This window comes from Streptomyces sp. PTL18, from assembly GCF_059510295.1.
In genome coordinates this window covers 201,774-215,299 of sequence record NZ_JCAJZO010000005.1, presented here as the reverse complement: position 1 = coordinate 215,299, position 13,526 = coordinate 201,774, and the positions used below count along the sequence as shown (strand labels likewise).

Genomic DNA, 13,526 nt, shown 5'->3' with positions numbered 1-13,526 from the left:
TCCAGGCCGGTCCACGACGCCTCCGGCACCTCGCGCGGGTCGTCCCGAGCCCCTGGCCAGCCGTTTCCCCTGGGTGAGCGCGGCGTGCGCGGGGAGGCGGGACGGCTCGTCCGGTGGCGCGAACCCCGTCGTCCACCACTCTTGTATAGGGCACCGATATGACGGGCGCATGAAACGGTTTGCCGAATATGCGTAGGGTGCAGACAACTCGGAAGAAGCAGGGACCGACGAGCGAGGGAGGGAGCGGGAGCGATGGGCGACCACAAAGAGCAGCCCCTTCGGGTGGGCGCGGCCGTCCGGCGGCGGCGCCGCGCACTGGAGCTCACCCTCGCCGTCGTGGCGGAGCGCAGCGGCCTGTCGGTGCCCTTCCTCAGCCAGGTGGAGAACGAGCGGGCACGTCCCAGCCGGCCCTCCCTGGAGCGGATCGCGGACGCCCTGCGCACCACCGCTGTCGACCTGCTGGCCGCGGCCGACCCGGCGTGCAGCGTGGACGTGCTGCGGGCCGACGACGAAGCGGTCCCGCCGGGGCAGGCCCGGGTGCGCCCGCTGGTGCGCGGGCACCACCAGCTGCACGCCATGGAGTTCATCGGGGACCACGACGAGGGACGCGAATTCCAGCACCGCAACGACGAGGTGATGTACGTGGTCGAGGGCGCCGTCGAGATGGAGGCGGAGGGCCGGGCGCACCGGCTCGGGCGGGGGGACACGCTGTATCTGAGCGGGGGAGTGCGGCACCGCTGGCGGGCGACCGTGCCGGACACCCGTGTGATCGTGGTCGCGGTCGCGGACCACATCGAGGCGCTCGACGACCCGTCGCACCGCCGCCGCTGATCTGCGCCGCGCCAGGGCCCTCACCCGCCCCGGGACCCTGCGCCGCTCCGACGCGCTCACCGGAGGCCGGGCCGCGGCCGATTCCGTCCGGTGGTTCGGCGGTCCCCGGCCGATCCTTCCAGGGGACGTCCATCCGGGTTCCGCGCTGGAATACTTGCCGACATGCCTGACGTCCCCGGCACCCGGGACCGGCGGCCGTGACCCGGGTCGTCTCGCTGGTGCCGTCCCTCACCGAGGCCGTGGCCGCGTCCGTGCCCGGCGTCCTGGTCGGCGCCACCGACTGGTGCACCCGTCCCGCGGACCTCGACGTCGTGCGGATCGGCGGCACCAAGAACCCGGAGGTCGACCGGATCGTCCGGCTCGCCCCCGATCTGGTGCTCGCCAACGAGGAGGAGAACCGCGAACCGGATCTCGCCGCCCTTCGCGAGGCCGGTCTGACCGTCCTGCTCACCGAGGTGCGCAGCGTGCCGCAGGCCTTCCGGGAGCTGGAGCGGGTGGTGGCCGCGTGTGGAGCACCCGCCCGGCCGCGCTGGCTGGACGAGGCCGAGCAGGCGTGGGCGCGGCTGCCGGTGCCCGAGGCCTGGACCACCGCTGTCGTCCCCGTGTGGCGCAGGCCCTGGATGGTGCTGGGCCGGGACACCTTCGCCGGGGCGGTCCTGGCCCGGCTCGGCGTCGAGAACGTGTACGCCAGGCACGTCGAGCGCTATCCGAGGATTGCCCTGGCGGAACTGCGCAAGGCCGCCCCCGAGCTCGTGGTGCTGCCCGACGAGCCGTACCGCTTCACCGCCGACGACGGTCCCGAGGCGTTCACCGGGACGCCGTGCGCGCTGGTCAGCGGGCGTCACCTCACCTGGTACGGGCCGTCGTTGGCCGAGGCGCCGCGGGTTCTCGCCGAGGCGCTGCGAGCAACTCGCCACTGACCACACCCCGGCCGGTACGGACGGCGGCGACGGCCCACGCGGTGACGAGCAGCGCGTACAGGCCGATCGCGAGCCCGTCGAAGGCGGCGAGCCCGGTGCGCCGGCCCAGCGCCTCCGCCCCGGTGACACACGTGCCGACCGGGAACGTGAACGCCCACCAGGTCATCGCGAAGCCCATCCCGCGCCGCCGGGCCCGTACCACCAGCGCGGCGGCAAGACACAGCCACAGCAGGGCGAAGCCCATGACCGGAACGCCGTACAGCACCGCGAGGAGGTCGAAACCCCCCGTGTACGGGCCCGGTACGACACCCTCGGCCGCACCGGCGCAGGCGCCGACGGCGGTGGTGGACTGGCCGAGCGGGCCGAGTACCAGGAAGAGGGTCGGCGTCAGGGGGAGCGGCAGCGGGCCCGCGAGGAGGAGCCGGGCCAGGATCAGCGGGAGCGTCACCAGCGTCGCCAGCAGGCTCAGACCGAACAGCGCGAGGCAGGCGAACAGCAGGGTCTCGCGCGGCTGGCCGGCGGGCAGATGCGGTACCAGCAGCGGGCCCTGGGCGGCCGAGACCATGGGGGCGACCAGGGGCAACAGCCAGACGGGGGTGGCCTGGCCCGGCTCGATGCGGTGCCGGGCGACCATCAGATACGGCACCGCGACGGCGGCGACGAGACCGACGACGGTCCCCGCGGTGAACAGGACGGCGTCCACGGCGAGCGCGGGATGTACCCCGATCCAGTCCCGGCCGACGGCCAGGGTGCCGCCGCCGACGGCGAGCAGGGCCATGGCGAGGCAGCCGTAGAAGGGGGCCATGGCGGGCTCGAGGAGATCGGCGCGGGCGCGGTCGCCGTGGTGGAGCCAGTGCAGGGCCCGGGCGCCCAGCAGGACGACCAGCATCAGGACGGACAGCGCCCACACGGCCGCGCAGACGGTCCGCAGCCCCGGCATGTGCGCGGCGCCGGGCAGTTGGGCGCCGGCGGTCGCCACGATCGCGGTGCCCATCACGGAGGCGTACCAGTTGGGGCCGAGGTGCCGGACAGCGGCGGCGCGCCCGGGGCGGGCCGGCAGGGCGAGGGGCTGGGCTGAGGTGACCATGGAGCCACGGTCCCGCGGCACCGGCACCCGCACCAGGAACCCCGTCTCTATGGGGGCATAAGCTGTCTTTATGACGGAAGGTGATGAGGACGGGCCTGCGGCGGGCGGCCTGGCGCACCGGGTGCCCGAGCTGGGCGCGCTGGAGCTGCTGCTCGCCGTGGCCCGGCTGGGCAGCCTGGGGCGGGCCGCGCGGGAGGTGGGGATCACCCAGCCGGCGGCCAGCAGCCGGATCCGGTCGATGGAGCGGCAGCTCGGGGTGGCACTGGTGGACCGTTCGCCCAGGGGCTCCCGGCTGACCGACGCGGGCGCGCTGGTCACCGACTGGGCGCGGCGGATCGTGGAGGCCGCCGAGGCGTTCGACGCGGGGGCGCAGGCGCTGCGGGGCCGACGGGACTCACGGCTGCGGGTGGCGGCGAGCATGACCATCGCCGAGTACCTGCTGCCCGGCTGGCTGATCGCGCTGCGCGCGCAGCGACCGGACACCGCGGTGTCGCTGCTCGCCGGGAACTCGGCGGCGGTCGCGGAGCGCCTGCTCGCGGACGAGGCCGACCTGGGCTTCGTGGAGGGGGTGTCCGTGCCCCCGGGCCTGGACGCGACCGTCGTCGCCCGTGACCGGCTGATCGTGGTGACGTCCCCGGGCCACCCGTGGGCGCGCCGTCGGGGACCGGTCACGCCCGGGGAGCTGGCCTCGACCCCGCTGATCCTCCGGGAGGAGGGATCGGGCACCCGCCAGGTGCTGGACGCGGCCCTGGGTGGTCTGGCCCGCCCCCTGCTCGAACTGTCCTCCACCACCGCGGTCAAGGCCTCCGCGGTGAGCGGCGCGGGCCCCGCGGTCCTGAGCGAACTCGCCGTGGGCGAGGAACTCTCGGCCCGCCGCCTGGTGAGCGTCCCGGTCGAGGGCGTACGCCTGGACCGCGCACTGCGAGCGGTCTGGCGCACGGGCCACCGGCCGGCGGGTCCGGCACGGGACCTGCTGGGGCTGACCCGTGGGTAGCGGGTGTCGCGCTGGGTGCGTGGGAAGGCGCGGCGTGGTCGGGCCCGGGGCGCGGGCAGCCGTGCGCGACGGTGACCGAGGCCGCGTTGCTGCGGCTCAGGAAGCGGCTTCGACGAGCGCCCGCATGACGCGTACGTCCTCGCCCATCTCCGGGTGCCACTGCACCCCCACCGCCCAGGCCGCGCCCGGCAGTTCGATCGCCTCCGGGGTGCCGTCCTCCGCGTACGCCGAGATCACCAGTCCGTCCCCGAGGCGGTCCACGGCCTGGTGGTGGTACGTCGGGACCGACACCGACTCCGGCGCCACCTCCGCGTAACGGGTGCCCGGCACCGGCTTGACCGTGTGCCCGCCGAACACGCCGACCTCGCCCACGTGCCCCTCGAGGTGCTGCACGAGCGTGCCGCCCAGGGCGACGTTCAGCAGCTGCATCCCCCGGCAGATGCCGAGCAGTGGCGTGCCGGAGGCCAGCGCCGCCCCGATCAGCGCCAGCTCCCAGGCGTCCCGTTCGGGCGCGGGCGGCCCGGTGCGCGGGGAGCGCTCCGCGCCGTAGCGGGCCGGGTCCACGTCCGGGCCGCCCGCGATCACCACGCCGTCCAGCCGGGCCACGGTCGCCGCCGCCTGCGCCGGATCGTCCGGCGGGAGCATCGCCGCGAGCCCGCCGGCCCGCTGCACCAGCCGCGGATAGCCCACCGGCAGCAGCGCCGCGTGCAGCTCCCAGACGCCCCACCGTGTCCCGGCCTCCGAATACGTGCTCACGCCGATCAGCGGCCGTCCGGTCATACGGGCCTCCCAGAGCTGGAATGGTGCACAGTCATACCTTTGCAAGGACGGCGCGGCACTCAGGTGAGGAATCCCCGCAGCAGTGCCGCCGTCCCCGAGCAGTGTTCACGCATCATCTCCCGTGCGCCGTCCGCGTCCCCGTCCAGCACCGCCTCCACCAGCGCCTCGTGCTGCCGCTGCGAGTGCTCCAGGTTGCGTACCAGCAGCGGGATGCAGTCCAGCAGGTCGTTCACCGTCGCCCGGACGGCCGCGTACTGCGCCGTCAGCGACGGTGACCCGCCGAGCTCCACCAGGGTGAGGTGCAGCAGCGTGTCCAGGCGCCGGTACTCCGCGAGCGGCGCCTCCTGGGTGCGGACCAGGGCCTCCCGCAGCCGTGCCGCCTGCCCGTCCGTGAGGCCGTGGGTCGCGCACAGGCCCGCCGCCCCCACCTCCAGCACCTCCCGGAACCGCAGCACGTCCTCGATGTCGATCTTCTCGGTGCGCCGGCGCAGCTCGTCCTCGCCGCCCGCGTCGACGCGGGGCAGGACGAACGTGCCGCCGTAACGCCCGCGCCGCGACTCCACCAGGCCCTGGTCGTGGAGCACCTTCAGCACCTCGCGCAGCGTCACCCGGCTGATGCCCAGCCGCTCCGCCAGCTCCCGCTCGGCGGGCAGCCGCCCGCCGCCCGGCACGAGTCCGAGGCGGACGACCTGGAGGATCTGCTCCAGTGCCTCCTCGAAGCCGTTGCCCGCCCGCACCGGCCGCAGCACCGGCGTCAACCGGTCCCGGACGCCGCCCGCGACGCCGTCGGATTCCGCCTGCGACATCTGGCCGTGCCCCCTTCCCAAGCAAAGGTTCTCGGAAATACCTTATGACTCCCGGCGGATCCGAAGGAGACCTCCTGTGGCAGACCGCACATCCCCGCTCGGCGTCGAGGAGCTGCACGCCCTCGTCGCGGGCGGCGAGATCGACACCGTCGTCCTGGCCTTCCCCGACATGCAAGGGCGCCTCCAGGGCAAGCGGTTCGCCGCGCGCTTCTTCCTCGACGAGGTCCTGGAGCACGGCACCGAAGGCTGCAACTACCTCCTCGCCGTCGACACCGAGATGAACACGGTCGACGGCTACGACATGTCCTCCTGGGACCGCGGCTACGGCGACTTCGCCCTCCACCCGGACCTCAGCACCCTGCGCCGGGTGCCCTGGCACGAGGGCACGGCCCTGGTCATCGCCGATCTCGCCTGGAGCGACGGCTCGCCGGTGCTCGCCGCGCCCCGCCAGATCCTGCGCCGCCAGCTCGAGCGCCTCTCCGCCCTCGGCCTCACCGCGCAGGTCGGCACCGAGCTGGAGTTCATCGTCTTCAAGGACACCTACGAGCAGGCCTGGGACGCGAACTACCGGGGCCTGACCCCGGCCAACCAGTACAACATCGACTACAGCGTGCTCGGCACCGGCCGCATCGAACCCCTGCTGCGCCGCATCCGCAACGAGATGGCGGGCGCCGGGATGACCGTCGAGTCCGCCAAGGGCGAGTGCAACCCCGGCCAGCACGAGATCGCCTTCCGGTACGACGACGCGCTGGTCACCTGCGACCAGCACGCCATCTACAAGACCGGGGCCAAGGAGATCGCCGCCCAGGAGGGCGTGTCGATCACCTTCATGGCGAAGTACAACGAGCGGGAGGGCAACTCCTGCCACATCCATCTCTCGCTCGCCGACGAGCACGGCCGCAACGTCATGGCGGGGACGTCCGGCGACCCCGGCGGGATGTCCGAGACCATGCGGCACTTCCTCGCCGGGCAGCTGGCCGCCCTGCGCGACTTCTCGCTGCTGTACGCGCCGAACATCAACTCCTACAAGCGCTTCCAGCCGGGATCGTTCGCGCCGACCGCGGTCGCCTGGGGGTACGACAACCGCACCTGCGCCCTCAGGGTCGTCGGCCACGGCCGCTCGACGCGCTTCGAGAACCGGCTCCCCGGCGGCGACGTGAACCCGTACCTCGCCGTCGCCGGGATGGTCGCGGCCGGGCTCCACGGCATCGAGCAGAAGCTGGAACTGCCGGAGCCCTGCCCCGGGAACGCCTACACCGCCGCGTACGCGCACGTGCCCACCACCCTGCGCGAGGCCGCCGGCCTCTGGGAGAACAGCGCCCTCGCCAAGGCGGCCTTCGGCGACGAGGTGGTCGCGCACTACCGCAACATGGCCCGCGTCGAGCTGGCGGCCTACGACGCCGCGGTGACCGACTGGGAGTTGCGCCGCTCCTTCGAACGCATGTGAGAGGTTCCTTCGTGCCGAACGCCGTGTCCCGCTTCGTGTCGAACCAGCGCGAACTGCAGGTGCTCAACCCGGCCACCGAGGAGGTCGTCGCCACCGTCCCCGCCGCCACCGCGGCCGACGTGGACGCCGCCGTCGCACGGGCAGGGCGGGCCCAGTCACGGTGGGCCGCGCTGTCACCCGCCGACCGGGCCCGCCTGCTGCGCCGGTTCGCCCTGACGGTCGATGAACACGTCGAAGAACTGGCCGGGTTGGAGGTCCGCGAGGCGGGCCACACGGTCGGCAACGCCCGCTGGGAGGCCGGCAATGTCCGTGACCTGCTGGACTACGCCGCCGGGGGAGTGGAGCGCCTGACCGGGCGCCAGATCCCGGTGCCGGGCGGTCTGGACGTCACCATCCTCGAACCGCTCGGTGTCGTGGGCGTCATCGCGCCCTGGAACTTCCCCATGCCGATCGCCGCATGGGGCACCGCCCCGGCGCTCGCGGCGGGCAACGCGGTGCTCCTCAAACCCGCCGAGACGACTCCGCTCACCGCCTTGCGCCTGGCCGAACTGGCTCTGGAAGCGGGGTTGCCGGAGGGACTGCTCCAGGTGCTGCCCGGCCACGGCCCCGTCACCGGCAACGCACTCGTCGAGCACCCGGACGTGGCGAAGATCGTCTTCACCGGGTCGACGGCCGTGGGCAAACAGGTGCTGGCGAAAGGGTCGGCGCTCCTCAAGCGGGTCACCCTCGAACTCGGCGGCAAGAGCCCGAACATCGTCTTCGCCGACGCCGACCTCGAGGCCGCCGCGGCCGCCGCCCCCATGTCCTTCCTCGACAACTCCGGCCAGGACTGCTGCGCCCGCACCCGCATCCTCGTCCAGCGCTCCGTCCACGACCGCTTCCTCGACCTCCTCGCCCCCGCCGTCGAGTCGGTCCTCGTCGGCGACCCGGCGGACGAGAAGACCCAGATGGGCCCCCTGATCTCCGAGGTCCAACTGGAGCGCGTGCGTTCGTACGTCGACCCGGGCGCCCCCGGCATCCGCGGCAAGGCCCCCGAGGGCCCCGGCTTCTGGTTCCCGCCGACCGTCCTCACCGGTGTCGACCCCCGCGCGCGCGTGGCCGTCGAGGAGGTCTTCGGCCCGGTCGCCGTCGTCCTGCCCTTCGAGGACGAGGCCGACGCGATCCGGCTCGCCAACGACACGCCGTACGGGCTCTCCGGCTCCGTCTGGACCCGGGACGTCGGCCGCGCGCTGCGCGTCTCCCAGGCCGTCCGCGCGGGCAACCTGTCCGTCAACTCCCACTCCAGCGTCCGTTACTGGACCCCCTTCGGCGGCTTCAAGCAGTCGGGGATCGGCCGCGAGCTCGGCCCGGACGCCCTGACCGCCTTCACCGAGACCAAGAACGTCTTCATCAGCACGGAGGGCCCCGCACAGTGACCGCTCAGACCCCTGACACCGTCTGCCGCCGCCTGGTCGGCCGTACCGCCGTCGTCACCGGTGCCGGCAGCGGCATCGGTCTCGCCAGTGCCCGCAGGCTCGCCTCCGAGGGAGCCCACGTCGTCTGCGGCGACATCGACGAGACCCGCGGCAAGGCCGCCGCCGAGGAGGTCGGCGGGCTCTTCGCGAAGGTCGACGTCACCGACCCCGAGCAGGTGGAGGCGCTGTTCGAGGCCGCCCACGACACCTACGGCAGCGTCGACATCGCCTTCAACAACGCCGGTATCTCGCCGCCCGACGACGACTCCATCCTCCAGACCGGCCTGGAGGCGTGGAAGCGGGTCCAGGAGGTCAACCTGACCTCTGTCTACCTGTGCTGCAGGGCCGCGATCCCCTACATGCGGCGCCAGGGCAGAGGCTCCATCATCAACACGGCGTCGTTCGTGGCGCGGATGGGCGCGGCCACCTCGCAGATCTCGTACACGGCCTCCAAGGGCGGCGTCCTCGCCATGTCCCGTGAGCTGGGCGTGCAGTTCGCGCGGGAGGGCATCCGGGTCAACGCGCTGTGCCCCGGGCCGGTCAACACCCCGCTCCTGCAGGAACTGTTCGCCAAGGACCCCGAGCGGGCCGCGCGCCGTCTGGTGCACATCCCGGTCGGCCGGTTCGCGGAGGCTGAGGAGATCGCCGCCGCGGTCGCGTTCCTCGCCAGCGACGACTCGTCCTTCGTCAACGCCACCGACTTCCTGGTGGACGGCGGAATCTCGGGCGCGTACGTCACGCCCCTGTAGGAGGCATTCGCCGCGTGCGTCCGGCTGACGGCGGCACCCGGGGCGCCCGGAGGGACGGCACCGTCGCCCCGGGCCGTCCCCGGCGGGCCGCGTCAGAGGAAGGTGTGCCCCTCGCCGCGGTACGTCGGCACCGTCGCCGTGACCCGGTCGCCCTCGACCAGGTGGAGCGCCTCGAAACGCTCGCACAGCTCACCCGCCTTGGCGTGCCGGAACCACACCTTGTCGCCGATGAGCAGGTCGTCGGCGGCCGCGCCCAGCAGCGGCGTCTGCACCTCGCCGGGCCCCTCCTGCGGGTCGTACGCCAGCCCTTCGGGCAGATACGGCACGGGCAGCCGGTCGGGGCCCGCGGCGCCCGACGCGGGATAGCCGCCGCCCAGCACGGTCACCACCCCGACGCCCGGCCTGCGCACCACCGGCTGGGCGAACAGGGCGGCCGGCCGGCCGCGGAACGAGGTGTAGTTGTCGAACAGCCGCGGCACGTACAGCCCCGAGCCCGCCGCTATCTCGGTCACGGCGTCCTCGGCGGCCGTGTACTGGACGCTGCCCGTGCCGCCGCCGTTGACGAACTCCAGGTCCGGCGCCACGGCGCGGACGGCGCGCACCACCTCGGCACGCCGACGGGCGAGTTCCCTGCGCGCCGTGGCCTGCATCAGCCGGATGGCCCGCGACCGTACCGGACGCCCGGCCACCGCGTCGCCGACGCCCGCGACATGGCCCTCGTACGCCATGATGCCCACCAGCCGGAAACCGGGCGTGCGGACCACCGTGCGCGCCATCTCGGCGACCTGCTCGGGGGAGTGCAGCGGCGAGCGGCGCGCGCCGACGCGGACCCGGCCGCCGAGCAGCTTCAGCGAGGTGTCCAACTCCAGGCAGACGCGCACCTCTTCGGTGCCGCCCCGGCGGGCGTCGTCGATGAGGCGCAGCTGGGCCGGGTCGTCGATCATCACGGTGACGGCGGCGGCGAGCTTGGGGTCGCCCGTCAGTTCGGCGAAACCCTGCCGGTCGGCCGACGGGTAGGCGAGCAGGACGTCCTCGAAGCCGGAGCGGACCAGCCACAGCGACTCGGCGAGCGTGAAGGACATGACGCCGGCGAACCCGTCCCGGGCCAACACGCGTTCGAGCAGGGCGCGGCAGCGTACGGACTTGCTGGCGACGCGGACCGGCTTCCCGCCGGCCCGGCGGAGCAGGTCGTCGGCGTTGGCGTCGAACGCCTCCAGGTCCACGATCGCGACAGGGGCGTCGAGATGAGCGGTGGCCCGGTCGTAGCGGGCCCGGTCTGCGGCGCGGGCAGTCATGGACGCAGCCTGCCAGAAGCGATTACCGCTGGGTAGGGGGACGATCCGGGCAGATGCCACCGGTGACGTGGACCGGTTCCCGTTCGAGGCGGATCAACCCGTAGAGTGACGCGCACGTGGGCAAGCGGTTGATCCGCTCGGGCGCGTACGCCCGGGATGGGCGCCCGCTCGCGCGGGTATGCCTGCCCGGGACGGGCGGGCGTCCGCACCACGCCCACCGGCCGTCCACCCGGGCGGTCGAACAACCGGGGCGTCCCGGGTGGCCCGGCGACATCGAAACGGGGGGTGCATGAGCACGGAAGCGCACCGCGCCTCCATCCCTCCGCGCCCCTCGACCCCGCCCCGCCCCGCCACGCCGCCGGGCGGCCCGGTGCCTTCGCGCCGCGCGTCGACGGGATCTGACGAGCCGGCGACTCCGCCCCGCCCGACGCCGCGCCCCGAGTCCACGGTGCCCTCTCCCCGCCCCTCGACGCGGCCGGGTGTTCCGTCCGCAGGGGCGAACGGCACCTCCGCCACCGGGGACGACCGCCCTCGGTCGACGCAGCGCAACGGATCCGCCGCAGGGGTCCCGCCCCGGCCGGTGCAACCGCCGGCGCCTGCACCCTCCGCCGCACCGCGGCGGACACCACCTGCCCGTACGTCCTCCCCGTCGGTCCCGCCCCGCACCGAGCAGCAGCCCCGGACGCGGACCGCGACCGGGCCGGGCACGGCCGGGGCCCCGGCGCGGCCCGGTTCCGACGAGTTCGCGAGGCGTTCCGGTGGCGAGGGCGGCTTCGGCCGGCCCGACGCGGCGGACACCCCCGGGCATTCCGGCACGGGCCGCACTCCCGCCCACCCCCGTCCGAGCGGCGCGGCCACCCGGACCGGTGCCGTCACCCGGCCGTTCAGGCTCGGCGCGGGCGCGCCCCAGCGGCCCGCCGGCGCCTGCGAGGGCGCACCCGGTGATGGCCGGGAGCCGTCGGCGCGACCCGTCCCCGAGCCCCACCGGGCCTCGGACGTCGTACCTGACCGGCCCGCCGAGACCCCCGGCCCGCCCCCGCCGGCGGCCACCGCGCGCTTCCCCGACGCGCCCCCGTCCATCGGCACCGCCCCCGCCGCGGACGCCACCGGCATCGTGGAGACCACCGCACGGCTGCGCCCGGTCCCACCGGCGCGGCCCTTCGTGACCCTCGCCCGACCCGACACCCGCGGTGTCGACACCCCCCGGTCGCGGCCCTTCGGCGTCCGCATCCGCCCCCGGGTCGCCGCGTCCGCCGCCTGCCTCGTCCTCGGGCTGGGTCTCATCGGCGGTGCCGTGACCGGCAGCTGGCTCGCCGGGGACGACTCAGCGGACGGTGCGCGGGGCGCGTACGCCGTCGCCGGGACCCTGTGGCACAGCGTCCCCGTCGACCGGCTCTTCCCGCCCACCGTCGCCGGCCCCGGCGCCGGCCCCGGGGGTGCCGACCGCACCTGGACCCGCATCGCCGTCGCCCCCGACAGCGGCTGCGCGGACGCCTTCGACCCCCTGCTGCGCAAGGCTCTCGAACCCGTCGGCTGCCTGCGCCTGCTCCGGGCCACCTACACGGACGCGACCCGCAGTCAGGTCACCACCGTCGGGCTGCTGTTCACACGCGCCGACGCCGCCGCCATGGGCGCCCTCGCCGGTCGTTTCAAGGACGGGGGCCTGGACCGCCGCACCGACCTGATGCCCCGACCGTACGCGGCCAAGGGCACGGTCGCGGCGGGCTTCGGCGACGCCCAGCGCGCGTCCTGGACGATATCCGTCCTCACCGACGCCCCCGTCGTCGTCTACGCCGTCTCCGGCTTCGCCGACGGCCGCACCGTCACCGAACCCCAGCCGGCCGAGGACGCCGTGAAGACCGGCGCCACCACGGCCCCCGCCCAGGCGGGGCTCGGCAACGACGCGGCGGGCCTCGCGAACCGTGTCGAGGCGGCCCTGCGCAAGTCCTTCGCCTCGGCCACGGAGAAGCCCTCATGAGCGCCCGTACGACCGGCGCCCGCCTGCTCACCCTCCTCCTCGCCGGCGCCCTCGCCCTGCTGCTGCCCGCCGCCTCCGCCCACGCCGACGGCATCCGCGCCCAGGAGTGGGCCCTCGACGCCCTGCACCTCCAGGAGGCCTGGCGGACGACCAAGGGCAAGGGCATCACCGTGGCCGTCCTCGACACCGGCGTCGACGACACCCACCCCGACCTGGCGGGCAACGTCCTGCCCGGCAAGGACCTGGTCGGCTTCGGCGCCCGGCGTGGCGATCGCCCCTGGGCCCGGCACGGCACCGCCATGGCCGGGATCATCGCCGGCCACGGCCACGGCATCGACGACACCGACGGCGTCATGGGCGTCGCCCCCGAGGCCAGGATCCTCCCCGTCCGCGTCATCCTCGAGGACGGCGACCCGGCCCGTTCGAAGGCCCGGAACACCCGCGGCAACGCCCTCGCCGAAGGCATCCGCTGGGCCACCGACCACGGCGCCGACGTCATCAACCTCTCCCTCGGCGACGACTCGAGCTCCGCGCACCCGGAGGCGGCCGAGGACGAGGCGATCCAGTACGCCCTGAAGAAGGGCGTCGCCGTCGTCGCCTCGGCCGGCAACGGCGGCGAACTGGGCGACCACACCTCGTACCCGGCCGCCTACCCGGGCGTCATCGCCGCCACCGCCGTCGACCGCTACGGCACCCGCGCCTCCTTCTCCACCCGCCGCTGGTACGCCACGGTCAGTGCCCCCGGCGTCGACGTGGTCATCGCCGACCCGGACCGCAGGTACTACGAGGGCTGGGGCACGAGCGCGGCCTCCGCCTTCGTCTCGGGCACCGTGGCCCTCATCAAGGCGGCCCGTCCGGGGCTCAGCCCGGCCCAGATCAAGCAGCTCCTGGAGAAGACGGCCCGCAACGCCCCCACCGGCGGCCGGGACGACTCGCGCGGCTTCGGCTTCATCGACCCCGCGGCGGCCATCAAGGCGGCGGCCGGCCTCGAACCGGACAACCTGCACGCGGCGGCCTACGGCAAGGAGTACTTCGGCCCCGGCCCGGACCCGGCCGGCGCGGACTCTGACTCGCCGGGCTGGGCGGCGCCCCTGGCGGGAGTCCTGGGGGTGGCGCTGCTGGTGGCTTCGGTCATGCTGTGGAGGGGCCGCGCAAGCGCCCCCTGAGGAACCGCGTTCCCGCGGT

General features: G+C 74.5%; 12 protein-coding genes. 8 read left to right on the top strand and 4 right to left on the bottom strand.

From position 1 onward, the window contains the following. Positions 1-252 precede the first annotated feature (252 nt). Positions 253-831, top strand: coding sequence for a helix-turn-helix domain-containing protein (locus AC5WS8_RS12115; RefSeq protein WP_496103334.1), 579 nt, complete (start codon positions 253-255; stop codon positions 829-831). 197 nt (positions 832-1,028) lie between these two features. Beyond that, a complete protein-coding gene (locus tag AC5WS8_RS12110; protein WP_496103333.1) occupies positions 1,029-1,751 on the top strand; it encodes a helical backbone metal receptor in 723 nt (240 codons plus the stop codon). Here AC5WS8_RS12110 and AC5WS8_RS12105 read toward each other — a convergent pair. Then, a complete protein-coding gene (locus AC5WS8_RS12105; protein WP_496103332.1) occupies positions 1,678-2,838 on the bottom strand; it encodes a TDT family transporter in 1,161 nt (386 codons plus the stop codon). The genes AC5WS8_RS12110 and AC5WS8_RS12105 overlap by 74 nt on opposite strands. A 70-nt stretch (positions 2,839-2,908) precedes the next feature. Between AC5WS8_RS12105 and AC5WS8_RS12100 the strand changes: the two genes are divergently transcribed. Further along, positions 2,909-3,832 carry a LysR family transcriptional regulator gene (locus tag AC5WS8_RS12100; protein ID WP_496103331.1) on the top strand — a complete coding sequence of 308 codons (924 nt, stop codon included), beginning with the start codon at positions 2,909-2,911 and terminating at the stop codon, positions 3,830-3,832. A gap of 96 nt (positions 3,833-3,928) precedes the next feature. On the opposite strand, the gene AC5WS8_RS12095 is transcribed toward AC5WS8_RS12100, so the two are convergent. Both AC5WS8_RS12095 and AC5WS8_RS12090 read right to left on the bottom strand, forming a co-directional pair. Beyond that, positions 3,929-4,612 (bottom strand): gamma-glutamyl-gamma-aminobutyrate hydrolase family protein, encoded by a 684-nt coding sequence (locus tag AC5WS8_RS12095; RefSeq protein WP_496103330.1) that lies wholly within the window; start codon positions 4,610-4,612, stop codon positions 3,929-3,931. Positions 4,613-4,671: 59 nt separating this feature from the next. Beyond that, entirely contained in the window at positions 4,672-5,418 is a 747-nt protein-coding gene (locus AC5WS8_RS12090) for a FadR/GntR family transcriptional regulator (protein ID WP_496103329.1), read from the bottom strand. Positions 5,419-5,494: 76 nt separating this feature from the next. On the opposite strand from AC5WS8_RS12090, the gene AC5WS8_RS12085 reads away from it, so the two are divergent. The 3 genes from AC5WS8_RS12085 to AC5WS8_RS12075 are packed head-to-tail and all read left to right on the top strand — an operon-like array spanning position 5,495 to position 9,068. Further along, on the top strand, positions 5,495-6,865 hold the full coding sequence (locus AC5WS8_RS12085) for a glutamine synthetase family protein (protein WP_496103328.1): 1,371 nt from the start codon (positions 5,495-5,497) through the stop codon (positions 6,863-6,865). Between the two features lie 11 nt (positions 6,866-6,876). After that, positions 6,877-8,280 carry an aldehyde dehydrogenase family protein gene (locus tag AC5WS8_RS12080; protein ID WP_496103327.1) on the top strand — a complete coding sequence of 468 codons (1,404 nt, stop codon included), beginning with the start codon at positions 6,877-6,879 and terminating at the stop codon, positions 8,278-8,280. Continuing rightward, positions 8,277-9,068 (top strand): 3-oxoacyl-ACP reductase, encoded by a 792-nt coding sequence (locus AC5WS8_RS12075; RefSeq protein ID WP_496103326.1) that lies wholly within the window; start codon positions 8,277-8,279, stop codon positions 9,066-9,068. The genes AC5WS8_RS12080 and AC5WS8_RS12075 overlap by 4 nt, the downstream gene beginning before the upstream one ends. 92 nt (positions 9,069-9,160) lie before the next feature. Here the strand turns inward: AC5WS8_RS12075 and AC5WS8_RS12070 are convergent, their stop codons facing one another. After that, a complete protein-coding gene (locus AC5WS8_RS12070) occupies positions 9,161-10,363 on the bottom strand; it encodes an amino acid deaminase/aldolase (protein WP_496103325.1) in 1,203 nt (400 codons plus the stop codon). A gap of 580 nt (positions 10,364-10,943) precedes the next feature. Here AC5WS8_RS12070 and AC5WS8_RS12065 point away from each other — a divergent pair. Both AC5WS8_RS12065 and mycP read left to right on the top strand, forming a co-directional pair. After that, on the top strand, positions 10,944-12,341 hold the full coding sequence (locus AC5WS8_RS12065) for a hypothetical protein (protein ID WP_496103324.1): 1,398 nt from the start codon (positions 10,944-10,946) through the stop codon (positions 12,339-12,341). Continuing rightward, the gene (gene mycP / locus AC5WS8_RS12060; RefSeq protein WP_496103323.1) at positions 12,338-13,507 is read left to right on the top strand and encodes a type VII secretion-associated serine protease mycosin; all 1,170 of its coding nucleotides are present in this window, start codon (positions 12,338-12,340) and stop codon (positions 13,505-13,507) included. Before AC5WS8_RS12065 ends, mycP begins: the two co-directional genes overlap by 4 nt. Positions 13,508-13,526: the final 19 nt, after the last annotated feature.

What these genes read in the sequence shown, in the direction of transcription:
- AC5WS8_RS12115 (WP_496103334.1), top strand. Translation starts at nt 253, where the DNA reads ATGGGCGACCACAAAGAGCAGCCCCTTCGGGTGGGCGCGGCCGTCCGG.
- AC5WS8_RS12105 (WP_496103332.1), bottom strand. Translation starts at nt 2,838, where the DNA reads ATGGTCACCTCAGCCCAGCCCCTCGCCCTGCCGGCCCGCCCCGGGCGC.
- AC5WS8_RS12100 (WP_496103331.1), top strand. Translation starts at nt 2,909, where the DNA reads ATGACGGAAGGTGATGAGGACGGGCCTGCGGCGGGCGGCCTGGCGCAC.
- AC5WS8_RS12095 (WP_496103330.1), bottom strand. Translation starts at nt 4,612, where the DNA reads ATGACCGGACGGCCGCTGATCGGCGTGAGCACGTATTCGGAGGCCGGG.
- AC5WS8_RS12090 (WP_496103329.1), bottom strand. Translation starts at nt 5,418, where the DNA reads ATGTCGCAGGCGGAATCCGACGGCGTCGCGGGCGGCGTCCGGGACCGG.
- AC5WS8_RS12070 (WP_496103325.1), bottom strand. Translation starts at nt 10,363, where the DNA reads ATGACTGCCCGCGCCGCAGACCGGGCCCGCTACGACCGGGCCACCGCT.
- mycP (WP_496103323.1), top strand. Translation starts at nt 12,338, where the DNA reads ATGAGCGCCCGTACGACCGGCGCCCGCCTGCTCACCCTCCTCCTCGCC.